At 41.7% G+C, this 24,386-nt stretch carries 19 protein-coding genes; 9 read left to right on the plus strand and 10 right to left on the minus strand.

The window, feature by feature from the left end; translation table 11 throughout:
• Positions 1–314: 314 nt before the first annotated feature.
• A complete protein-coding gene (locus LC653_RS04835; protein ID WP_229492958.1) occupies positions 315–692 on the minus strand; it encodes a hypothetical protein in 378 nt (125 codons plus the stop codon).
• 123 nt (positions 693–815) lie between these two features.
• On the opposite strand from LC653_RS04835, the gene LC653_RS04840 reads away from it, so the two are divergent.
• Together LC653_RS04840 and LC653_RS04845 are read left to right on the plus strand one after the other, a co-directional pair.
• Positions 816–986, plus strand: a complete 171-nt coding sequence (locus LC653_RS04840) for a hypothetical protein (RefSeq protein WP_229492959.1) — start codon at positions 816–818, stop codon at positions 984–986.
• Positions 976–1,467 carry an IS200/IS605 family accessory protein TnpB-related protein gene (locus tag LC653_RS04845; RefSeq protein WP_229492960.1) on the plus strand — a complete coding sequence of 164 codons (492 nt, stop codon included), beginning with the start codon at positions 976–978 and terminating at the stop codon, positions 1,465–1,467. Before LC653_RS04840 ends, LC653_RS04845 begins: the two co-directional genes overlap by 11 nt.
• 134 nt (positions 1,468–1,601) lie before the next feature.
• Here the strand turns inward: LC653_RS04845 and LC653_RS04850 are convergent, their stop codons facing one another.
• The 3 genes from LC653_RS04850 to LC653_RS04860 form a co-directional block, all read right to left on the minus strand.
• Positions 1,602–3,326 (minus strand): hybrid sensor histidine kinase/response regulator, encoded by a 1,725-nt coding sequence (locus LC653_RS04850; protein ID WP_229492962.1) that lies wholly within the window; start codon positions 3,324–3,326, stop codon positions 1,602–1,604.
• A gap of 432 nt (positions 3,327–3,758) precedes the next feature.
• The gene (locus LC653_RS04855) at positions 3,759–4,214 is read right to left on the minus strand and encodes a response regulator (protein WP_229492964.1); all 456 of its coding nucleotides are present in this window, start codon (positions 4,212–4,214) and stop codon (positions 3,759–3,761) included.
• Positions 4,215–4,266: 52 nt separating this feature from the next.
• Complete coding sequence (locus LC653_RS04860) at positions 4,267–6,630, minus strand: ATP-binding protein (protein WP_229492973.1); 2,364 nt, start codon at positions 6,628–6,630, stop codon at positions 4,267–4,269.
• 306 nt (positions 6,631–6,936) lie between these two features.
• Between LC653_RS04860 and LC653_RS04865 the strand changes: the two genes are divergently transcribed.
• Both LC653_RS04865 and LC653_RS04870 read left to right on the plus strand, forming a co-directional pair.
• Positions 6,937–7,179: an AbrB/MazE/SpoVT family DNA-binding domain-containing protein gene (locus LC653_RS04865; protein ID WP_229492975.1), complete on the plus strand. Its 243-nt coding sequence runs from the start codon at positions 6,937–6,939 to the stop codon at positions 7,177–7,179.
• A complete protein-coding gene (locus tag LC653_RS04870) occupies positions 7,173–7,616 on the plus strand; it encodes a type II toxin-antitoxin system PemK/MazF family toxin (protein WP_229492976.1) in 444 nt (147 codons plus the stop codon). The genes LC653_RS04865 and LC653_RS04870 overlap by 7 nt, the downstream gene beginning before the upstream one ends.
• 685 nt (positions 7,617–8,301) lie before the next feature.
• Here LC653_RS04870 and LC653_RS04875 read toward each other — a convergent pair.
• Entirely contained in the window at positions 8,302–9,114 is an 813-nt protein-coding gene (locus tag LC653_RS04875) for a hypothetical protein (RefSeq protein WP_229492978.1), read from the minus strand.
• A gap of 299 nt (positions 9,115–9,413) precedes the next feature.
• Between LC653_RS04875 and LC653_RS04880 the strand changes: the two genes are divergently transcribed.
• Together LC653_RS04880 and LC653_RS04885 are read left to right on the plus strand one after the other, a co-directional pair.
• Positions 9,414–9,680, plus strand: coding sequence for a type II toxin-antitoxin system ParD family antitoxin (locus LC653_RS04880; protein WP_229492980.1), 267 nt, complete (start codon positions 9,414–9,416; stop codon positions 9,678–9,680).
• Positions 9,677–9,985, plus strand: coding sequence for a type II toxin-antitoxin system RelE/ParE family toxin (locus LC653_RS04885; RefSeq protein WP_229492981.1), 309 nt, complete (start codon positions 9,677–9,679; stop codon positions 9,983–9,985). Before LC653_RS04880 ends, LC653_RS04885 begins: the two co-directional genes overlap by 4 nt.
• 84 nt (positions 9,986–10,069) lie before the next feature.
• On the opposite strand, the gene LC653_RS04890 is transcribed toward LC653_RS04885, so the two are convergent.
• Together LC653_RS04890 and LC653_RS04895 are read right to left on the minus strand one after the other, a co-directional pair.
• Positions 10,070–11,779: an alpha/beta hydrolase gene (locus LC653_RS04890; RefSeq protein WP_229492983.1), complete on the minus strand. Its 1,710-nt coding sequence runs from the start codon at positions 11,777–11,779 to the stop codon at positions 10,070–10,072.
• Between the two features lie 520 nt (positions 11,780–12,299).
• Positions 12,300–13,223 (minus strand): DMT family transporter, encoded by a 924-nt coding sequence (locus LC653_RS04895; protein WP_229492984.1) that lies wholly within the window; start codon positions 13,221–13,223, stop codon positions 12,300–12,302.
• Between the two features lie 282 nt (positions 13,224–13,505).
• On the opposite strand from LC653_RS04895, the gene LC653_RS04900 reads away from it, so the two are divergent.
• Positions 13,506–15,779, plus strand: coding sequence for a cytochrome-c peroxidase (locus tag LC653_RS04900; RefSeq protein WP_372478106.1), 2,274 nt, complete (start codon positions 13,506–13,508; stop codon positions 15,777–15,779).
• 223 nt (positions 15,780–16,002) lie between these two features.
• On the opposite strand, the gene LC653_RS04905 is transcribed toward LC653_RS04900, so the two are convergent.
• The 3 genes from LC653_RS04905 to LC653_RS04915 form a co-directional block, all read right to left on the minus strand.
• Positions 16,003–17,325, minus strand: a complete 1,323-nt coding sequence (locus tag LC653_RS04905; RefSeq protein WP_229492986.1) for a serine hydrolase — start codon at positions 17,323–17,325, stop codon at positions 16,003–16,005.
• A gap of 1,362 nt (positions 17,326–18,687) precedes the next feature.
• Positions 18,688–19,866, minus strand: coding sequence for a GNAT family N-acetyltransferase (locus tag LC653_RS04910; RefSeq protein ID WP_229493141.1), 1,179 nt, complete (start codon positions 19,864–19,866; stop codon positions 18,688–18,690).
• 31 nt (positions 19,867–19,897) lie between these two features.
• Entirely contained in the window at positions 19,898–20,167 is a 270-nt protein-coding gene (locus LC653_RS04915) for a hypothetical protein (RefSeq protein ID WP_229492988.1), read from the minus strand.
• Between the two features lie 208 nt (positions 20,168–20,375).
• On the opposite strand from LC653_RS04915, the gene LC653_RS04920 reads away from it, so the two are divergent.
• Positions 20,376–21,572, plus strand: coding sequence for a phosphodiester glycosidase family protein (locus tag LC653_RS04920; RefSeq protein WP_229492989.1), 1,197 nt, complete (start codon positions 20,376–20,378; stop codon positions 21,570–21,572).
• Between the two features lie 94 nt (positions 21,573–21,666).
• Positions 21,667–24,183 (plus strand): phosphoenolpyruvate--protein phosphotransferase, encoded by a 2,517-nt coding sequence (gene ptsP, locus LC653_RS04925; protein ID WP_229492990.1) that lies wholly within the window; start codon positions 21,667–21,669, stop codon positions 24,181–24,183.
• The last annotated feature ends 203 nt before the right edge of the window (positions 24,184–24,386 follow it).

The following is a 24,386-nucleotide window of genomic DNA, read 5'->3' on the forward strand; positions in this document are numbered from 1 at the left end:
ATCTTAATTTCAGCATTTAAGCATAAATAATAAATATAAAATCATACTCGTTAATCATGCTCAGAAAATGCTCACTCTTTCAACCCCATTATCGGGGAAAGAGGAATAAAAGCATATCTCTATCCTATATCCTCAGAGTTCTCTAACTATTACTCCAATAACTCCAGACATTTAACCTATATTTAGAAGTTCACATCGATTTTTCCTTTAAAAACATCAAAAAAGTCACATACCCTTACCTTGCACTCCAAGGCACTCACAAAAAAACTCCCCTTTAGGATGAAGGGAGTTAGCTGACAGAGATTAATGGATGATTACTGACTCAGTAACCCGATCGCCATTTCAAGATACATTTTTGCTTTATGTAGGGCTAGCAGTTTCTCTTGGGTGTATCTATCTGGGTAATTCATGATTTTTCCTTCCATCGTGATTTTGATGAGTGCAGCTTGCTCATCTGTAGGAGCATTCATCTCATCTATAGCGTTACTCAGTGCTTGCATGAAAGCAAAGGTAGGAGGTTTTAACCCTTTACCTGCCTCGAATTGAGATAATGCCATTCGAGGGAATACCATCAAGGATGTAATCCATGAGGTCTTGTACCCTTTATTCCCAGTTGGTTTGATGCCGTAGCGTAAGCATAAGTCACGCAGTTCTTTGATGGTTTTGATTTCGAGTTCCGAACGTGTAAACATAGAGTTACCATTTCTCAAAAGTGGTATCGGTGAGTTACAAGTTTTCCAGACAGTACGCTCACCGATTTAAAACTATTATCCGATGGTTTCGTCGGTTTAAAGCTATATTTACATCTCTAAACAATGTCTGACCGCAAGGGTAAACCTGAAAATTTTGGTAATCCACAAAGCAAAGAGCTAAATGAGCAGCTTAGTTTCCGTGTCACTAAGGAAATGAAGGATGCGGTTAAAGCTAAGGATGACCCGCCTGAATTTTGCCGTCAAGCTATTCAGAAGGCACTAGATGAGGGTTAGAAACTCCCATACTGTTAGCCGTAGAGTCATTGATTGGTGTCAGTTAAATGATATTGGTCAATTAATTATTGGCAATAACCAAGGATGGAAACAAAATATCAACATTGGCAAAAAGAACAATCAAGAATTTACCAAAATTCCCCACGCAAAACTAATTAATTTGTTAACTTATAAAGCGGAATTAGCAGGCATTGAAGTGACTTTAACTGAAGAAAGTTACACGTCAAAAGCTAGTGCTTTAGATGGTGATCCGTTGCCTGTTTTTAAAGTTAAGTCAGATGTCAAACCTGTATTTAGTGGTAAACGATTTAAGCGTGGTTTGTACAAAACTTCCATTGGTAGAGAAATCAATGCAGATACCAATGGAAGTATGAATATTGCTCGTAAAGTAATCCCAAACTTTATGGATGGGATAGTGGGATTGCCGTTTATCCCTGTAGTTTTAAGACTTTGGACTAAGATTACAAACGTAGCTGTCTAGATTTGTCTACTCTTGGGTAGTTTTGTCCAGATTTCTATGAGCGGTGTGTAGTTAATTGTTCAATAACTTATTGAATAATGACAAGCTTTTAAGTATAGAGATTAATTGATAACTCATAACCAAATTGCCACAAGTCAAGTTGATGATGGAGATAGTTGAGCCGTTGGGAATATCTTCGGTAAGCTGACTGTAACTTTAGTTCCTTGCCCTACTTGACTAGACAAGGTAATATTGCCACCATGTAATTCTACGCAAGCTTTAACGATCGCTAGCCCTAATCCTGTACCGGGGATTGTGTCAACGTTACTTCCACGACTGAAAGATTGAAACAAATTTTCTTGATCTGCGATCGGGATACCAATTCCCTGATCTTTGATATAAAAGATTACTTGTGATTCTTTACCGATGAGGTGGAATTCTACAGCCCCTCCATCTGGAGAGTACTTAATTGCATTGGATATTAAGTTAGTAAAAATTTGTTGCAAAAGTCCGCGATCGCCCCAAAAGTCCTGGTTATTACCAGTAATTTTAAAAACCAATTCGTGGCGATCGCCTGCTGTTTCTCGCTCTTGTTCTATCAAGTCAGAAAAAAATTGCTCTAAATCGAGCCGGATTGGCTGAAATTTGGGTTTTTCTAGTTCAAATTGGTTAACCAGAAGCATATTACCCACAAGTTTGGACATATACCTGGCTTTGTGTTCAATAATTCCTAAGAACCTCTGTTGTTTAGACTCATCTAGTTGCTGGCTATGTTTTACCAAAGTTGATGCAGCCGCCAGAATTGAAGTTAGCGGCGTTCGATACTCATGGGAAACTGTTGCAATAATTTGCGATTTAAATGCATTGAGTTGCTTTTCTTTGGCAAGTGATGCTTGAGTTTGGGCTAGCAATTCAGCTTGTTGGATGGCGATCGCTAGTTGCACCGAAACTTCATTGAGCATTTGGGCATCATCAGTTTGCCACTGTCGTTCCCCGGAATTATGGTGAGCAATCAACAAACCCCAAAGCTTAGGGGTTGGGTTCCCATTGTTACTCAGATTAATCGGAACTACCAGATTTGCCTTAGTATTAAATTGCTCTTTCAGGCTGACACAATTACACAAGCCAAGCTCATAGATATAAGGGATTGGGGATTGGGCATGAGGAAGAGGCACAGGGGCAGGGGGAAGAGTGCAGACGAGAGGAATTTCCCCCTGCTCCCTGTCCCCTGTCCCCTGTCTCCTGCCCCCTGTTCCGACGCGATCGCACAATGCTAGACTGCCGCATGACTCAACTGAGGAGGCAACTATTTTACCGTCGGCATCTGGGGCGAACTGATAGACTATCACGCGATCGCACTTCAGAAGTTGTTGTACCTCAGCTACAGCCGTATTCAAAATTTGCTCTAGGTTAAGAGACTGGCGAATTCTTAAAGCAGTCGTGGCAATTAAGCGCTGTCTCTCCTGAGTTTTGTAGAGTTGGGCTTGCAAGCACGATTGCTTAATAGCGTTGCGGACTGTTAGTTGCAGTACATCCTGTGTTAGATTTTGCTTGACCAAATAATCCAAAGCACCCCGTTTCATTGCTTGCACAGCTATCTCTTCATCGCCACGCCCTGTCAACATAATCACAGGGACAGAAGTTTCAAATATCTTCTGCTGCATCTGATCGAAGAGTTCTAACCCACTCATATCAGGTAGGCAAAAATCCAGGAGGATGACATCAAAGCGCATTTTTTGGCACAAAGCAAGTGCTTCTTCTGCACAGTCTGCTTCCAAAATCTGGTATGACTGGTGCGGATCTTTCAACAGATATCGACGATAGATTTTTCGATCTGCTGCACAATCATCAATGATGAGTAGCGTCCATGTGTCCAACATATTAACAGTTATCAGTTATCAGTTATCAGTTACCAGTTACCAGTTTCAATTCGCTTGGTTTAAGTCCCCCACCAATTGGTGTCAGGCGTTGGTGGCGGGTAACAGCCCCTCACCATACGCCTGTTAACTGTTCACTGTTAACTGTTCACTGGTTTAAGTATGAGGATCGGGGAGCCATGTAGATCCCTTTTATCCAGATTGTGTTTTTATTGCATAATTCTAAAAATAATATAAAATAAGTGTAAATAAAATCTAAATTCTTTAAAAATCCTAAAGCAACATAAGCGGTAAGATAAACAAGAAAATGGGGAAAACGCATCTAAAAGACAAGCAGACACAGTGACTCAAAGAGGAAAATGTCTCTGTGTCCTCTGAGCCGCTTCCTTTGTTATCCTTTTTTCCCTACTGCCTCATCGACAGAGAATAAACAAATTAATCCAAGACAGGCGGCATATTGGCTTCAAGCCAATAGTCCACAAATGCCTGAATCGTCTTTTTTAGTTCCTGAGCATCCATCGGCTTTACTAGATATCCATTTGCGCCCTTTTGGTAGCACAGTTCAATATCTTTGGGGTTAGATGATGTGGTAAAAACAACGATGGGGATTTCCTTAAAACTCTTATCTTGCTTGAGCCGCTCTAAAATGTCACGGCCATCAATACCTGGCAAATTCAGATCGAGCAAGATAACAGAAGGTCTTAGTGCTACTTTAGAGTTGCGTAAGGCTTCGCTTCCTAGTTGATAGAGGAAGTCTAAAACCTCATCCCCATTAGTACAACGATGTATGGGGTTCTGGACGGACATGCGCCGCATCAGACGTTGTAGCATCCGAAAATCTTCATTGCTGTCCTCAACAACGAGCAGAGGTTCATGAAGTTTTTTTGTCATTCGTGGTCTTAAAAGAGCTTAACAAAAATACATATTTGGTTATTATCTTAAACTATTCCAGCGTGAAATAGAAAATTGAGCCAACGGCTACGGTAGATTCAACCCAAATTTGGCCGTTATGAAGCTCAACAATCTTCTTAACAATAGCTAGTCCAGCACCTGCTCCTCCACCGTACTTTTCCTGAGAGTGGAGCCGCTTAAATAGTCGAAAGATGGTTTCTAGGTGATGCTGTGGAATGCCAATACCGTTATCTCGGATATAAAAGATTGGGGATTGGGGATTGGGGATTGGGGATTGGGGATTGGTCAATAGTTCATCTTCCTCTGCTCCCCCTGCTCCCCCTGCTCCCCCTGCTCCCCCTGCTCCCTGCTCCCTGCTCCCTGCCCCCTGCCCTTCTTCTTGAGAAAGGTAGCCAATCTCAACCCATTGCTCTGGCTTATCGTTGTATTTAAACGCATTGCCCAGGAGATTGCTGAAGACTTCATTAACGAGAACTCGGTCACACTGAACTGTTGGTAAAGGTCGAGGAATGCGAATATCCACAAGCGCAAAGTCTTGGCGACTAGCACGAAAGACTTCAATCACTTGGGTAATCAATTCGTTGAGGTCAGTTGCTTGCTCTCGCAGTTGTGCTTGTCCTAACTGCGATAACCGCAGTAGAGCATTAATTAGAGTTTCCATGCGTACAGACAAGGAAACTACTGTTTGCAAGCACTCAATTCCGTCATCATCTAAGACTTGGGCATAGTCTTCTAACAGGACTGTTGAGAAGTTATAAATTCCCCGCAAAGGCTCTTTGAGGTCATGGGAAGCGGCGTAGGCAAAAGATGCGAGTTCTTGGTTGCTGCGCTCTAACTCCAGGTTGATTTTAGCTAATTCATCCGCTTTCGAGAGTACAATACCAACGATCGCATTACTCAGAGCGATCGCACTCTCAAGTTCACAAGTTTCCCAAGGTAGAGAAGTTAATCTAACCGTTTCTTGCCATTGTTCAAAGGACTTTCGTGGAGATAGGCTAAGGCTACCATCTGCCTGAGCTTGAATGGATTCGTTGGGATTACCTGCCCAGTTTACCGTTTGGATAACTTCGGGGCGAAACCAAAGAATATAATAACGCCGGACTTTAGAAATCCGCAGTAGCAGCAAGCCACTGGCAGTATCTTTAAATATGAGCGCCTCTGGGTAAAGCTTGGGCAGAGAATCAGTGGAAAATAGGTTGTCACTAACTTGGGTATCTGCCCATTCAATTAACGCCCGAACTTCATGAATATTCGGTGTTGCTCCCACAAGGGTAATTTCATTATTCAGACAAACTGCTGCTCCAGAAGCACTGACAAGATCCAGCAAACGGATTTCAGGTTTAATTAGAGCATCAATAAAATTATCTGCCTGAGAAATGGACTCAAGAAACTCAGACTGTAGCGATTTGAGCTTTACCTTATAGTCCCATTCCGAATAACTAATTTTGTGTGCTAACTCTGAAGACACAATCTGTCCCAAAAATTCGCACATCTTCTGCACTTCATAAGAAATATACTTTGGTGTTAAATGATGGCAAGATATTAATCCCCAAAGCTTCTGCTCTTGAATGAGCGAAATCACTAAAAGAGCCTTTACTCCCATATTTTGATGATATTCAGCACAACACGAATCAAAACTTCGTAGCACAGAGTAGCTTAAGTCAAGAGGCTGATGCGTTGTCGGATTTTCCGTTGGAACCAGCTTAACAGGTTCGGCAGTCAAATCGGGGAGAAATCGGAGAAAGCAGCGTGTGTATAACTCCCTAGCCTGCGCTGGAATATCTGTAGCGGGATAGTGGAGTCCTAAATAAGGTGATAAATCTTCCCGTTTGACTTCAGAAACAACAGAACCCGCTCCCGACTGGTCAAATTGATAGACCATTACCCGATCAAAACCGATAATTTTTTGGACTTCTTGTGCCACTACATGCAAAAATTCTATCAGGTTTGATGTTCTCTGCATTTTGGCGATCGCTTCACCCGCCAAAGCATGAAAGCCTAAGAAACTCACCTCAGATTTTGAGTCTGTCGGTTCTAACTCCAGAATCACAGCCTCTTCTGTCCGATGAACAATAGCGTCAAAATCCCGTTGCCGATGCAAAGTACTTATTGATACTTTGAAAGCATTAGGACTGCCAATTTTTTTTACCAAGCACTGCTTTACAGTTTCTATTTGTTGAGCTTCTAGCAAATAGCTCAATGGTTTGCCAAACAACTCTTCTGGCTCTTTGCCCAAGTATTCTTGGGTATTGTTGCTAACTTGCATTATCTCTAGCTGAGTACTGAGTGCCAGTAGAACGCCATGAGGTTGAATAGAGCCAGGTATGTGAATAGGTTTGCGATCGTGGTTAGTCAGAGCAGTAGCTTGGGTAGTAGTATTTTCAGGCTGGCTCATAAATCAACTTATGTAAAGCTGATTTTTACAATAGCGCAATTAAATGTCATATTTCTTTAAAGTATATGCCGATAAGTATGAATGCGATCGTATATTAACTCTGCTTATTACAGTTTTTACAGTAAGTAGGTAAGTGCAAATAATCGGAAGATGGTTTTCGGTGTATTACAGCTTCCGTAACGCACCGAAAAGAGAAATTATGGTATATTCAAAGTAGATACGTAAGATAGTCCAAAGTAGGCGCGTCAAGCTGCGAAGTTTTATCTTTGGGTGTGTAATTCTCTAAGAAAGCATTTTGAGATAGTTATGACTACAGTTGTTACTAAGTGGGGAAATAGCCTAGCTATTCGACTTCCGAAAGCTTTGGCTGAACAAGTTAATGTAAAAGAGGGGACAGATATAACTTTCAGTGTCTCAGGCAATAGTATTGTAATCACGCCGCAGCAGCGAAAAAAATATACACTTGATGAATTATTGGAAGGTATGACTCCAGATAACTTCCATCCTGAAATAGATACTGGATCTGGTGTGGGGAATGAAGTTTGGTAGTTAAACCATACGTTCCAGGTAGGGGTGATATTGTCAAGTTAGACTGCAAAACAGCAAAGCAAATTACGGCTGATTCTATCCGACGAGTGTTAGCGCTGAGAACATCAGGAATGTCATTTGAAGATATTGCTGAAACACTGAGTGCTGAACTGAAACCTCAAGGGCGTGAGCAGATAGGCTATCGCCCTTTTTTAGTTATATCGCCATTAAAATATAATCGAATGGCTTCTATAGTTCTAATTTGTCCAATTACTAATCAAAAAAAAGGTCTTAACTTTGAGGTTCCGCTTCCTGATGGAATGATAACCAGTGGCGTAGTGCTAGCGGATCAGATCAAATCGCTGGACTGGAAAGCTAGGAAAGTTTTGTTTGTAGAGAAAGTTGAACCGGAGCTAATTGAAGAAGTACAAGCAAAAATTGAGCCTCTGATTTTATAAACCAATACGCTTGGGTTAAGGCTTAACTATTTGTGAAAGTCGATTTTTTTAACGAACTGCAAAGGAAGAGAAGGAAGAAATGCTTAAGTGAACTTTAGTGAACTGTATTGTTATATAAACACAAAAGAGAGCGTCCCAATTTTGTAAAAATACGAATAAATTGAGGTAATTTTGCATATTTGGGATGTTCTCATTGTTTTGAACTGCTAAAACTGGGTTTCAAACCTCTCCCCGGAGCGAGGAGAGGTTTGAAGAGGGGTAAAAAGCTATGCCGCAAAACGAGAAATCAAGACTTGTGTATTTTTATTTTTTCGGATGAAACCATCCTGCCCTTCCCTTCAAGGGAAAGGGTTGGGGGTTAGATCTGTATTGGACTCAACTTAGAACCGCTATAGACATCAAATGGGCAATGGAGCAATTCGACTAAGAGGATGTTTTAAAAGGGTATTTTACTCTCATGGTGAACACAACGAGGCATTTCAGTACATGGCTGAAACCTTGTTTTTTCGTTGTCGTTGATCCAAATTAGAACTAGAAAATTATACCTTCTGGGACTTTTAAAACAACCTCTAAAATCTAAACAAACTGAATATCCTGAAAATATGAAAAGTCGGCTGGTATATTCTCGATAGTTGTAAACTGAATACCCTGAAATAACAATTCACCTTCAGCGATGGCTCTATTATTAAACGAATAAACCTTGACCATTACTAATCCAACTTGTAGAGGAGTATACTCCTCCATTTTGCCAAACTTCAATTAAATCACCATAACCATCTCGATTAACATCTCCGGTGACATACTGTGTGTTATCTCTAAAGCCACCGACGAAATCTGTGACTACTGCGTTATTAAATAAACCTTGACCATTATTAATCCAGCTTGTGGACTTGAATACTCCTCCATCTTGCCAAACTTCAATTAAATCAGCAGCACCATCTCGATTAACATCTCCAGTCACATACTGTGTGTTATCTCTAAAGCCACCGACAAAATCTGTGACTACTGCGTTATTAAATAAACCTTGACCATTATTAATCCAACTTGTGGACTTAAATACTCCTCCATCTTGCCAAACTTCAATTAAATCACCATAACCATCTCGATTAACATCTCCAGTTACGTACTGTGTGTTATCCCTAAAGCCACCGACAAAATCTGTGACTACTGCATTATTAAATAAACCTTGACCATTATTAATCCAACTTGTGGACTTGAATACTCCTCCATCTTGCCAAACTTCAATTAAATCAGTATCACGATCTCGATCAACATCTCCAGTTACGTACTGTGTGTTATCTCTAAAGCTACCGACAAAATCTGTGACTACTGCATTATTAAATAAACCTTGACCATTATTAATCCAACTTGTGGACTTGAATACTCCTCCATCTTGCCAAACTTCAATTAAATCAGTATCACGATCTCGATCAACATCTCCAGTTACGTACTGTGTGTTATACCTAAAGCCACCGACAAAATCTGTTACAAGAGCCATAAAGTTCCTTTATGCTTTTCAAAGTATTGGTGAATACCTTATCATGAAGTTATTAAGTATCTATTAAGCTGTTAATAAAATTTTATTAACTAGCTAAACACACTGCTAAGAGACAGATTTTGTCAATTAGAAGTATATGCCGAGAAGTATGAATGCGATCGCATATCATCTGTGCCTGTTATGGTTTTTACAGTAATAAGACTAGCCCTTTGCTTCTGCTCTTTGCGAAAATTTTCACTGGCTAGTAATAACAAAAACTGTTATTATAATGTCTATTATTGTTATAAGAAAATAGATATATGAATATTTCCCTTACTCCTGAGTTGGAAGCCTTCGTCCAAATACAGGTTGAGTCCGGCTTGTACGCTTCTCAAAGCGAGGTGATTCGGGAGGGGTTGCGTCTTTTGAAACGCTTTAACGACCATTCCGAGGAATATAAATTGTGGCTCAATGAGCAAATTGCTATCGGTCTTTCGGAGCTTGATAATGCACAAGGTCTTCCCCAAGAAGGTGCGCGAGAGCGCATCCGCAACAAGGCGCGACAATTGAGCAAAAAATCGTTGTGACGAACCCAAAACTTTATATTCTCTCGCCGCAAGCAGAGAACGACCTCGCGGGAATTTATGCCTATATCGCGCGAGATAATTCGGATGCTGCTGAACAGATTCTGGACAAGCTTCTTTGGGCCTGTGAATTACTGACAGACAACTCCGCAATAGGACAGTACCGTTACGACCTGACTCCGCTTCCTGTCCGTTTCTGGTTGGTGCAGCCTCGATATTTCCTGATATACCGAGGTGAAAACCCTGTTGAAATCGTGCGTGTACTCGCAGCAAACATGGACATTGCGCGGAAACTCGCCGGAGAATAAACAAACTAATTGTTTATAGTCAAATAAAAATCATTACATGCAGCAATGCAACACCAATATCCAACATCCAAAATCCGAAGCCGACTATGGTGTTGGGAAGTTTTTTTTTGCGGGTTTGGCTCCTTTAATATCCACCAATTGTGCTAATTCGGTTGTATTCAATGACTTGACGAGACTCAAACCAAGCGACTTACTAGAAATGCTTTGAGTGTAGGCGGCGTTAAGGTAGGGAGTGTATTGCGGTCTTCCTACAACATAAGTTTGAAAGAAAGGTAAACTTAAAACATTCATGTAACGACGCGCTTGGGAAGCATCACCAATCATATCGGCAGGTAATGCTACTTGTTGATTTGCGGGGTTGGCATTGCCAATGGTGGAAAAGTGGGTGCCACCTACAAGCATGACGAGATATTTTTGTGAATTCGCCAACCAGGAGAAAGGTAAAATTTGCTCGGATAAAGCCGGTGCAACTGTATCATCACTACTGCTGACAATCATCACTGGAGTTTTGATTTGACTTAAGCCAGCTTTGCCGAAAATAGAACTAGTAATGGGATTAACTGCGATCGCAGCTTTCACTCTCTCATCCCGCAGGTTATAATCCTTGCCAGACTTGCTGATGCTCAATTCTAAAGCGCGACACTGGAGCATTAAAGACATATTCCAGGTATTTTGCAGTGCTGCTGGTTGACAATCTTGTTTTAGCTGCTCAAAGTTGATTTTAGCGCCTGCCAAGGCTAAGGCTGTGTAGCCTCCCAAAGATTGACCAAATACTCCGACTTGTTGCAGATTTAACCGACCTTTAAACCGTGAATCAGTTTGATTACCTTTTTCCAATTGATTCAGGATATATGTTACATCCAAAGGTCGGTCTTGAAATTCACCTGGTTCTGCTATTTCATTGGCGTGTCCTTTTAACAGCGAACGCAATTGTTTAGCATCACTACCAGGATGATTGGGAACGACGACGGCAAATCCGTAAGAAGCTAGGTGCGTGGCTAAATATTGAAAGTTGCTGCTATCTAAACCCAAGCCGTGAGAAATCACAATTACGGGTGCGGTATTCTGGACGTTGGGAATGTAAACATCAGTTAATAAAAGCCGATTGCGTGTTGAGTCAAAAAACTTTTGGGTGTATTTTTGCGACTTAAACTTTCCCGGAACCTGCAAATCGGGCAATTGCGATAAATTTGGTTGTGAAATGGTAGCAGCTTCTATTTTAGACTCTTGAGAAACTGCTGCGATCGCCCGATGGGTTTGGTTAACAAGTTTCTCTAATTCCGTAGCTATTTCCAAAGTCTGCGCGACATCAAGGCGAATGCTGCTGCTGGGATATTTACGCAACACATTCAAAAGTGTCAAGCCTTCCGATTCACCAGAGGCTAAAATTAGCGCCGAACGTAAAGCACCAAATCCTGGTTCTGGCTGACTGGTTTTGATAATTTGCGCCAACCGATGCAGCAACAATTCTCCTTGCGGTGTGTAGAGAAGTTGCGAAACTACTACCGGAGTAACTTTCACACGATTAAGTAAAATCTGCCGCAATTCTTGAAGCTGTTGAAGAGGCAGATATTGCTGATAGGGTGCCAAATCTTCGTTAATTACACCTGTTTTGGCGTACTTTTCTAAAGTAGTGACTGAAATGGAAAGCTCTAAAGCTGAATAAGATGCATAAATCCGCTCTGCTGCCAAGACAGAATTGCTAATTCCAAATGTTGGCAGCACCATTGAAAGAACCAGCAATAGGGAATTTTTTCTCAGGGTGCTGGCCCAATTACCAAACAAACTATTCATCGCTCAACTGTTTCGGTAGTCTGGTTTTATCAGGTGTTGGCTTTGGTAGTTATTCGGGCACCCTGTTTGGTTTACTTAAAGTTATTAGCCTGGGTTTTTTCAACACAGAATTTAGGAGTCAGGAGTTAGAATTGTCTAGTAATTAATTCTGACTCCTGAATTCCGATTTCTGAATTCTTCTTCAAGAATTTTCTCTTGGCTATCAAGTCAATAATCAGATCCTACAGAGTCACATAGATGGTTAAAGTATCCATCTTATAAGAGGCTGACCCCGTAGTTTGCCTTCACTAGTAAATCATAACAAATAAAAAATGCTCTGCCTCAGTATTTATGTTGTAGCTTTGAAGATGGCATGAATTTACTAGATGAAAAACACAGGTACAAATCCTGAAAACTATTCTTATTAACTAGTTCCGTGGGTTTAAGTCCCCCGGTTCAAAAATCACGCAAGTTTTGTGTTGGAGTTAAATCTCCATTACAAAACTTAATTACGAATTACGAATTACGAATTACGAATTATTTAATTAGCTTTACCCAAAGCGATCGCTACTGAACCTGTGACTACTAAACCGGCTCCTAATATTGCTATGGAAGTGAAGTTTTCTGATGGTATCCAATTAGGTGCAATAACTGATACAACTGCAACTGATATTAATGTCACAATGGGAGCTAAAGCTATTACGGCACTCACTCGTGATGCTTCCCAATGTTCTAATGATTCGGCAAAAGCACCGTAAGCGATTAAAGTATTCAAAGCACAAAAAACCAGCATTAATAAATGGAAGCTATCAAGTATAAAAAGTGATTTTATTTTGGCTAGAGGAGTGAATAATAAAGCACAGCCCCCATAAATAATCAGCATGATGCTAGGGGAAGATAAAGATTGTAATAACTGCTTTTGTGCCAAAGCATAAATAGCCCATGCCGTTGCTCCTAGCGCAATCAAGACACTACCTAGCATGTATGTGCCAGGCGCTGTAATTAAATTTGTCAGTTGTTCGCGAAAAAATAAAAGATAACCGCAAGTCATTACACTGACACCAATCCATTGATATAGCCGATAACGTTCTTTAAAAATCACTAACCCTCCGAAACCTAATAAAAGGGTAGATAATTGAATGAGAACTTCAGCGTTAGTAGGCGATGTTAGTGCTAAACCTTGCATGAACAGAAAGTAATTAATCCCTAAAAATAGTGTAGCGATCGCTAATAATTTCCAAGAAGCAGAACGCAGTTGTTCTAACTTTGGTAATTTACCGCGTATTCCTAAATACACACCAAGCAGTAAAAATGATACCAAAAACCGAAACCAAATAACGGTATAGACATCAAGTATTTGCAGAGTTACCGCCAGAGCAATAGGTAAAATTCCCCACAATAAGACCGTCAATAGCGATAACGCTAGACCTAAGCGCCAGCGACCAGAACTTTGATGTAGTGACATTCAAATATTTTACCCAAAGTAGGGTTGATGATAAATTAAAACGTATCGAATTTGTCTACCTAAATTTTATCAAGCTTTTGTAGATAAAGCATGTTAATAGCCTGATCAATGCAAGTTAAATGTAGAATAGCTTACCTACCCAACTGAATTTATTTGTAGTCTTATAGCGTTTTTTGCTCACATAAAATTTGTAAATAGTGTACTTACTTTACATGAATATTACATTTGAAATTTTATTAGAGATGTATAATTTTTTCTGTATTCATTTACTACAAAAAACCTATGGGGATTATACCCATAATCAGCTTAGTAGTCTTTATTACTGGCTTATCAATTTACTTGCTACTGACCTCAAGAGGTCGGTTTTTACTCAAATCTTTGGTGACAAAAATAAAACGCCAAGGGTGGAAATTCAGGAATGGTAAGCTTAACTACCTAAGATTAAGATTTTCAAAGACTATAACAATTGCTGCGATTATTTTGGCAGCAGTAATAGCTGGAAATACCGTATCAGCACAGGTTACGCCGCCGCCTTTACCTTCGCTCAAGAGCGTATCGGTTCCAGAGCCTAACAATCTTGGAGACTTTGTAAAAGACAAAGTAGCTGCAATCAAGTTAGGAAAGGCTCTTTTCTGGGATATGCAGGTTGGGAGCGACGGAAAGACCTCCTGTGCTAGTTGTCACTTCCATGCTGGAGCCGACAATAGATCCAAAAATCAGATTTCTCCTGGGCTTTTGCGGATTAACGCTGATGGTACAGTGAATCCGGATACAGCTTTTGATGTAGGTGGTGCGCCAAACTACCAGCTTAAACCAGAAGATTTTCCCTTTCACAAGCTGTCAGACCCGAATGATCCTAAAACCGTTGTATCTGACCGAAATGATGTCAGTTCCTCTCAGGGCGTCTTCAATGCTAAGTTTGTTGATGTTAAACCTGGTAGCGCGGAAGACGAAGTAAAAAACGAGCTAGATCCGGTGTTTAACGTTGGAGGTACAAATGTGCGCCGCGTCCAGCCGCGTAATACCCCAACTGTAATTAATGCAGCATTCAACTTCCGCAACTTTTGGGATGGAAGGGCAGAGAACATCTTTAATGGGGTAAATCCCTTCGGTTTAAGAGACCCTAACGCCTCTGTGGTAAAAGCAGAAAAGCCAAATCAGCTCAAATTTGTCAAAATCAGACTGAATAATTCGTCTTTGGCTTCTCAGGCGCTCGGGCCACCACTGAGTTCCTTTGAGTTGTCGGCTGATGGTCGCACTTTTCAAGAAATTGGTGATAAGTTCGGGCGAATTGACAACAAAAAATCTCTCAGCACACTGCCGCTAGATAATCTTGCTGATACTCTAGTTGGGCCGCTACTGAGTTCCGTTGAAGAACTTACTGGTAATTTGGCGCAAATTGGCAACAGTAAATCTATCAGCACACTGCTGCAAAATGTTCTGTCAATTAGAGGTACAAAGCTCCCCCGAGTCCTGGGGCAAAAGTTATCTCGCCTCAGACCGCTAGGTAAACAGGTTGTGCATCCACAAGACAGCGTTTTAGGTGCAGACAGTAGATCGCCTCAGCCCGGGCTGAAGGATAAAACCTACGATCAGCTGATTAAAGATGCCTTTAAGCCGGAGTGGTGGAAGTCTAATCGACTCATTCAAGTTGATGCTGAAGGTAGACGGACTTTTGTCAACAGCCCTGATAACTCTTCTAAAACCGATGAGTATACGCTGTTGGAGTATAACTTCTCGCTGTTCTTTGGGCTGGCAATTCAGTTGTACGAGTCTACACTCATTGCCAACGATACGCCCTTCGATCGCTTCTTGACAGGAAACACCGCAGCCCTAACCAAGGAGCAGCAACTAGGTAAAGACCTGTTTCAGGGCAAGGCTCTGTGTATTGGTTGCCATGCTGGATCAGAATTAACAGCTGCTTCAGTGAGCAGCGTGGCTAAAGACGGACGAATCAAACGTGCGCCGTTCGGTGCAAAATCCCCTGAAGACAATGGCTTCTTCAATATCGGCGTTAGACCTGTTACGGACGACACCGGTTTGGGTGCTAATGACGGTTTGCAGGGTAATAATCCGCTTTCAGAGGCACGATTGGCTCAGTTGGGTAAATTTCAGCTTCTCCTCGGCGAAAACCCCCCCACCCTGACTCCACCGTTGAATTCTAGTGAAAAAGTGATTGCAGACGGAGCTTTCAAAGCACCTGGACTTCGCAATGTAGAACTCACTGCCCCCTACTTCCACAATGGAGGTCAAGCGACTTTAGAGCAAGTGATTGATTTTTACAATCGAGGTGGTGACTTTGGCGCTCTTCCCCCCCTGAGGCTATCACCAGAAGAAAAACAGCAATTGGTCGCCTTTTTAAAGGGACTGACTGATGACCGAGTTAGGTTGGAGAAAGCGCCTTTTGATCATCCGCAACTTTTCGTGCCCAATGGACATCCGGGTAATCAGAGATTCGTTACCGACGATGGTACGGGCAAAGCTACGGATAGCCTATTGGAAATTCCTGCTGTTGGTAGGAATGGCGGTAGTGCTATACAAAATTTCTTGGAGTAATAACATTTCACGAAAAACCTGATACATAAGATATGTAGGGGCGTACAGCTGTACGCCCCTATATTTATTCTGACTTTTCACGGTATCTGGAAAACCTCACTTCTATTTCTCTCTCCTCTTAGGAGAGAGACTTTGAATTTTCCCCCTTCCCGCCACGGGTTGGGGGTTAGGGGGTTAGGTGAATCGTTAGCTTTTCCACATAACGTGAAAAGTCAGACATTTATTAAGGAGTGCGTAGGCGTAGCCCGCCGGAGGCATCGCCAACTATCGGTTCTATATTGCTAACTTTGGTATTGTCTAGGTAATTATAGACTCTTCTCGAAACTTCACGGACAAAATCTCCAGCTTTGGGATCGTAGTTTGGTCTTTGCACCAAAACACCTGCTAAATAGCTTTTCCCGTTGGGCATTTGAATTATACCCGCATCACCAATGATAAATCTCAATGTACCAGTTTTGTGTGCGATCGTAGCTCCTTGACCAATACCAGCTGGTAGTAAACTATTGGTTTTGACACGGCGCATAATGCCTAAAACTTGATTGCGGCTAGTTGGGGATAGCAAACGGTTATTATAAACTAACGCCGCCAATCTGACCAAATCTTTGGAACTGGTTGTATTTTTGCCAGGAATGTCTGGAAGTAGATTCCGAATTGCCGTATTTTGCAATCCCCAGTTACGAAAACGTTGGCTAACTTTTGCTGCACCACCCAAGCGATCGAGAACCAGATTTGTGGCAGTATTATCGCTGATTGTCATCATCAAGGTAGCAGTTTCTAGGACGCTAAATTTAGTTCCGATGGGTTTGTATTGCATAGTTCCAGATTCGCCAACCCTTAAATCGCGCCGCATCACTAATTTATCTGTAAGTTTAATTCTACCAGCGTCTATTTCTTGGAAAAGAGCGACTAATAAGGGAAATTTGATTGTACTGGCAGCCGCAAATCTTTTTTCACCATTAATATCTATATAGTTTCCTGTATCTAAATCTAAGAAAAAGATTCCTGGATTTAATGTTTTATAACTCGCTAACAAGCTGCGAATTTGAGAAGTGATACCAACCATCTCTTGACCAAGATTCACAACTCCAGCAAATGTAGATGCATCTGTAGATTTGATGGCAATATCTTCTCGATTTTCCCCTACAATGGGATTGTTTTGGCGGTCAAATGAATTGAATTTGAAAATCCAATGAGAACGAGAATCTCCTTTAATTGATATATTTTGGGAAGTAACATCATAACCAGGAGCTAATTCTACGACAAAACGAGTGGTTTGAGAGTCTGGTTTGCCAAGGCGAATTTCTTTCACTGCATTGCCAAAACTTTGTTTGACAGTATCGGAATTAAAATTAGTTCCAGGTAAGTCAATTACCAATCGGCTAGGATTATCTAATAAAAAGGCTTTTGGTTCTATTCCCGAAGTGGTAGTTAAGTCTAATTGGTTTTGGCTAGAATCATAGTACCAAGACTGTAATTGTGAGGCTTTAGCTTGTCCTGCAACTAGAACTAAACTGCTTAAAGCAATCGCTAGTAGATGTGATTTCATGTTGTGATTGTGGGTGTGCAAGTATGGAGCGACTAATGGGAGCATCCCAATTTTGCAAATCTATTAAGATAATGAGTCGTCATTGCGAATGAAGCGAAGCGGAATGAAGCAATCGCAAAGTACGGATGTTGCGATTGCTTTGCTTCACTACGTTACGCTCGCAATGACAAATTATGTTTTTACACATTTGCGATGCTCCCGTAACTAATCAGGTTTACTTAGATTATTTTCTGATGACTGTGCTGAACTTCCAAAGAAAAAGTTATAAATCCCGTTGAGTTATTTTTTGAGATGATATTTGGTATTAGATAAGCACGACAAATCATCATTACTTATTAAAAGTAAATCGCTGACAGTTTTATTTGTGGTGTGAGTTGACAACAACAGAAATTGTTAATCTAGCGGAAGGACGAGCGAAGGATTAATTATGTTTCCAACTTAGGGATTACCAATAAATAAATTACTACTACTTGTAGGGTGGGCATCTTGCCCGCCCATAAACAAGGGCGGACAAGATGTCCACCCTACAAGAAAAGTTAGATGTTTTTTTATTTGGAAGTCTCTTATGTTTTGTACCTCATAAGTCTTTTAGAGTTGCCCCACAGGCTTTTGATCCCGCCAACGCCCCTTAAAAAGGGGGGCAAAACACCTCTCAAAGTCCTCCTTTTTAAGGAGGATTTAGGAGGATCTACAACGATTTTGGTTTTGTACAAAGATGTCTGTACACTTTACTAGCATTGCCGATTGGGCAGTGCCAGGTAACGGAAAGCCCCGAACTAGCAGAAGTGGTACAGAAATTCGTCCAAGCAAATCGAGGTTGTAGGTTTGATGTGCGGGTGTGAGGTATTATATACTCACTCAGGCAGGCAACCGCCCAAATTCCGCCTGATACCAATCTTTTTTTCTAATAAAAATTATCACCCGGCGCCAAATCTCCGTTGTAGCGCCATTTCTCAATCTTTTTTTCTTCTTTTTCACCGCCAAAAACCGCCAAGTTCCGCCGACCGCCTAAAACCTTAAACTGGTGAGAGTCATCAAGTTCCTGAAATAATTGTTCTGGAGCTTAAATTTCCTCGAATTGCAGCAATTCTGGAGCTTCCCCCTTTCCGTCGGAGTTTGCACAAAGATACATGTCAGTCATAAATTACGTTCTCCACGTGTACGACTATATGCTATTAATTAGCTGTATGATTAATGTAACATATACAATACATCATTTGTGACCACTTTTATAAACCTCACCCAAGGGAGACGGACATCCCTTTCTGTGGTTTTACTACGCAAAACCGTCCCTCTCCAACTAAGAGAGGAACAGACTTGAACTTTAGTTCAACGCAGAGAAAAGTTCGTTGACTACTCACATTAAAAAAAATCAGCCACCCAAGGAGAACTACCTGCAAATATTTGCGTAGCTGCTGAAATAGCTGTTTCTGTCCCATGCAGTTTTCCGGCTATTTGCAAATGGTAAGGTGTAAACAAACTCGTATATATTGGTGCTAGTTCTCGGACATCTAACTGCAACTCACCCTTTCCACCTTTTGTAACTTCACCGCGTCCATTGGCAACAGAAAGAATGAATTTACCATTGTTTGCAGAAAGCAAATTATCTTGAATATCTAAGTGCAGTTCAGTTGCAATTCCCGATGGATAACCCCGCATTTCCAGCGCCTTGACTACATCTACTACCCGCAGCATCCAACGCATCGTATACGTGAGTTTGGCAGTTTGCTCTGGTAGCAGCAATGTTAAGGAATCAATTGCAGAACTCCTCCATCGCACCTGGTCAATTTGGGAGCGATGACTGGCAAGAAAAGACCAGAATGTTTGTGCAGCCGCAACTGTGAGAATTACCCAATCCTTGATTCGCAGGATTGTGCTATCCTCTTTTGAATGTTGGCTGAAGAGGATGTAGCCTTCGGGTTTCTCTTTTGTACCGATAAAATATGCGTAAAATGTTTCCTTTTCATCTGGTTGGATTAATCGTTGCCAGATTGCTGGATGTCGGTCTAAATATCCAGGCGTTAATCTCGCCTGCTGCTGATATAGTTCGTGAAAGACTTGATGATTTATCGGAACTATTGGTTGCAAAGGTAGGGGTTGCTCTCGCACTTGGATACTTTTAGTAGGAACTTCCCAATTACACCAGCTACCTCCTTGCTCATACCCGACTTTTCGATACAAGCTTTGAACTGCTGGATAAAGAGCAGAGAGCGGTATACCTCTAGCATAAAGTTCTTTGAGGGTGTGCTGCATGAGAGCGATCGCAGCTCCCGAACCGCGATACTCTGGAGCAATGCCCACTACGGCAATTCCTGTCATTGGTACACGCACACCACCCCACCACTGGCCCATATCCAGAGTTGCCAATCCACCAATTAATTGTTCTGACTCACGAATAATGCGGAAGTTTTCTACGCCAAGCAGATTAATGTAAGCTTCCTCGCCACCAAGTCCACTGATGAAACACTGTTCAAAGATACTCCCAAGCTGCTGAATATCCTGGGCATGGGCAAGAGTGCTGTATTCAAATTTAGGCATTATCTCTTATACCATTAATAATACTAAAGCAAAACTATACTACAACTAAGGTTGCTTGAAATTTGACCTTCTGAGGCTCAACTTTGACCTTCCGAGGTTCAATGTTGACCTTCCGAGGCTCAACTTTGACCTTCTGAGGCTCAACTTTGACCTTCTGAGGCTCAACTTTGACCTTCTGAGGTTCAACTTTGACCTTCTGAGGTTCAACTTTGACCTTCTGAGGTTCAACTTTGACCTTCTGAGGTTCAACTTTGACCTTCTGAGGTTCAATGTTGACCTTCTGAGGTTCAAACTTGGACTTCAAAACCCGGGTAACGCGATGTGCAACTTATTCTTAGAACCCCACTTCCATTCCTCTCCCCGAAAGGTCGAGAGGCTTTGATTCTTGCTCCCCTTCCCTTGCTCTTAAGGGGCTGGGGGTTAGGTTTGAAAGAAAGTTGCACACGGCGCTGGGTAATATCAAAATCTAGATTATAATTCCTGAGAAATATTTTTGCCTCAACAAAATACTAATGAATGTTGTCATCAATTTATTGCTTTTTTTGCTGCCGATTCTGAGTAGCCTTTTGATTGCCCAAATTTCCAACCCTCTATCTTCTTATCAGCCTCTCCAAACTATAGATGGGGCAGCTTTATATAAAAAACAATTAACAAATGGTAACGAAGCATATTTGCAAATTATTGATGTCCGCAAAATGCAGATAGACCAAATTACCGGAGAGGTAGATAATATGGGTCTAAATGAGGGTAAATATTATAAAGGAGAAGGCGGATATTACAGCCCTTTTTTCAAAAATAAGTTGTTTTCGGAAGTAACAGACGAATATAAGAAACTTTACGCAAACAACGTTTTTTCGATGATTAATTGTTCTTTTTTTGAGCAATACCAATCTAGTACTCAATTATCCTTTCCAATTAAACTCAATGGTGTAGTTATCAGTGGTGGCACTAGCCCTTATGGCCCAATCAAGGAACCAAAAGATAAATACTATAGTAATATTCACCTGAAAGCTCTAGTCTGGAACAGTAAGCAGGCATACATTACCGATTACAACCAGGTTAGCGGTTCGCCTCTCAACCAAAACGCAGTCAAGAATGCGATCGTAACTTACCGATACAGCGATCATCCGGCGAAAGTATTAGCCCAAAACCAAGTAAATAAATATCAAGTCATCGGTACTCTGAACAAAGATGGTGTTAAGGGTGACGAGCTTTTGTTGATTATGACGGTGAACCAAGCAACTCTGGATGAGGCAGCCGATTTATTACGGAAATTAGGAGTTAAAGGGGATATCATTACTGTTGATGGGGGCAGATCAACTTATTTATTCAATTCCCAGAGTGGAAATATTATTGTTCCACAACTGTCTAATTCACAAGAAAATCCTACTTTCCGGCACCTACCTCATTATCTTGGATTTCGTAAGAAAACCAAAAATAAGGTTGCACCAAAAATCTTGATCAGTCAGCCAGTGAAGAAAGTACTTGCAAAAAATGATCAGCCTTATTTAATATTGTGGCAGGATAATCTTAACGGTGATGTCTCGATTAAGTTGTACGATGAGAACAAACTTATCCAAAACATTTCTTCCCGTACCGCTAGCGATGGAGTTTATGAGTGGACACCACGTATTCCCGTAAAAGAAGGCTATTTTATTCAGATTTCTAGCTGGAAAGACCGGAATATTTTCGGGCAGTTGCAATTGTAATCAAGATAAGCGCTATTTTTAGCGGTGCGGAATGGGAAAATGAGATGGATAACTAGCTAAACGCAAACCTCTTAACAAGTTTGGCGGTGTGGCAGTGATTGGAATTGTTATCGTTTCTCACAGTAAACAACTAGCTTTGGGTGTGCGGGAACTCGCCGCCCAGATGGTTCAGGGCCAAGTCTCTATCGCTGTTGCAGCAGGTATTGAAGATCCAGAAAATCCATTGGGTACAGATCCTATTCAGGTTTATGAAGCGATCGCTTCTGTTTTCTCTGATGATGGTGTTTTGGTATTAATGGATTTGGGTAGTGCTTTGCTGAGTGCGGAAATGGCAATCGAGTTTTTTTCAGAAGCACAACAGCAAAAAGTGTATTTGTGTGAAGCACCTCTAGTAGAAGGTGCGATCGCTGCTGTAGTCGCTGCGGCGGCTGGTAGAGATATTCACCAAGTCATGGCGGAAGCACGCGGCGCACTCCTAGCAAAAGCAACTCAATTGGGTGTAGTTAGTAGGCCGTTGTCAATTGTAAGTCACAACACCTCAACAACCAATCTAGAATCACCAATGCGAGAAATCAGGGTAATTGTGAGCAATCGCTTAGGATTACATGCTCGTCCCGCAGCGCAGTTTGTGACAACCGCCGCCCGGTTTCAATCGCAAATTTTGGTGCAGAATTTAACGAAAAATACTGAACTAGTTAGGGGTGACAGTATTAACCAAGTTACAACTTTAGGGGTGCGTCAAGGGCACGAATTGGTGATTACTGCCACTGGTGCTGATGCAGATGAGGCGCTAGCGGCATTACAGGGATTATTCGCAAATAATTTTGGTGAAGATAATGTTGCTTTGAATTCTCCACCAGCACTTCACCATGAAGTTACACCAGCAACTCACGGCGAACTTTCGGGAATTGCAGCTTCTGCTGGAGTAGCGATCGCACCTGTTGTTCATTATCAACCCACCCACATTCAGATTACGGAATATCACGTAGATGATCCTGATACAGAGTGGCAACGAATACAGGCAGCAATCCACACCGCCAGACAAGAAATTCAAGCAATTTTTTCCCAAGCATCTCTTCAAATTGGTGACGCTGAAGCCGCTATCTTCGATGCCCAACTACTATTTTTAGAAGATCCAGTACTGCTGGAAGCGGCTAAAGAGCGCATTTTTGAACACCATATAAATGCTGAAGCCGCTTGGCAAGCCGTAGTCGATGAAGTAGCGACTTCCTACCGCACACTTGAGGATTCTTACCTGCAAGAGCGAGTTGACGATGTAGTGGATGTCGGGCAAAGGGTGCTGCGATTATTAGCTGGGAATGCCCCTGCTAACCTGCATATTGAGGAACCGGCAATTTTAGTAGCGACTGATTTAACTCCTTCAGATACCGCTAGACTAGATCCGACAAAGGTGTTGGGTATTTGTACGACTTCAGGTAGTGCCACTTCTCACAGCGCAATTATTGCCCGAACATTGGGTATTCCCGCAGTTTTGGGAGTCGATGCCCAGGTGTTGCACTTAGCAGATGGTACACTTATGGCACTTGATGGTGAAAGTGGCAAAGCTTGGGTAGAACCAGAATCACATATCCTAGATTTACTGGCAGCAAAGCAAGAAGCTTGGCAAACTGCCCAACAAGAAGCACGAGCTACAGCACACCAGCCAGCAATTACTCGTGATGGTCGGCAAGTTAGCGTTTTCGCCAATATTGGTAGTATAAGTGATGTGCAAGTTGCGGTGGCTAGCGGTGCAGAAGGTGTGGGACTACTCCGCACTGAGTTTCTCTATCTAGATAGGACAAGCGCCCCCACTGAAGAAGAACAACTAGAAGTGTATCAGGCGATCGCAAAAGTTTTAGATAATCGTCCGCTAATTATTCGTACCTTAGATGTCGGTGGTGATAAGCCGCTTCCTTATCTCAGAGTAGGTTTTCCAGAAGCTAACCCTTTCTTAGGTTGGCGGGGAATTCGTTTCTGTTTAGATCATCTGAATTTGTTCAAAACTCAGTTACGGGCAATTTTGAGAGCCAGTGTCGGACACCAAATTAAGATCATGTTGCCAATGATTGCTAGTGTAACTGAGGTACGTGCAGCTAAAGTAATTTTGGGTGAAGTACAGGCTGAACTAAATCAAGCTGGTATTTCCTTTGATGCAGCGATGAAAGTAGGAATTATGGTAGAGGTTCCCTCAGCAGTAGCGATCGCAGATCAGTTAGCTGCTGAAGTAGACTTCTTTAGTATAGGGACTAACGACCTGAGTCAGTACATCATGGCTAGCGATCGCACTAATCCCCGCGTGGCAAATTTAGTTGATGCACTACATCCAGCAGTGTTGCGAATGGTGCAGCAAACTATCCAAGCTGCCCATGCGGTGGGGATTTCGGTAGGATTATGTGGAGAATTGGCAGCAGATACTTTAGCAACACCAATTTTATTAGGTTTAGGGCTGGATGAATTGAGCGTAAATCCTCAAAGTATACCTGGAGTGAAACAGGCGATCGCTAGGTTTTGTATAGTTGAAAGTGAAGCGATCGTGGCATCAGTATTACAACAAGATTCCGCAGAACATGTTAGAGAGCTAATGTCAACTTCAGTTATCCCCTCTGCATAATACTAATTCGTAATTGAATAAGAATTCAGAAGTCAGAATTCAGAATCAAAACGCTCTCTGCGAGACGCTGCGCGTTAGCATCTCTGAAAGAGTTTACGCTGCACTATCCACCAGTTGCACAGAATTTACAGCAGAATTCAGAAGTAAAACAGGCTTTATATCTGGCTTTGAAACTTAGCTTGTGTACTTCACTAACTTGAAAT

Source organism: Nostoc mirabile CHAB5784 (assembly GCF_020829645.1).
Classification (GTDB): Bacteria; Cyanobacteriota; Cyanobacteriia; order Cyanobacteriales; family Nostocaceae; genus Nostoc; species Nostoc mirabile.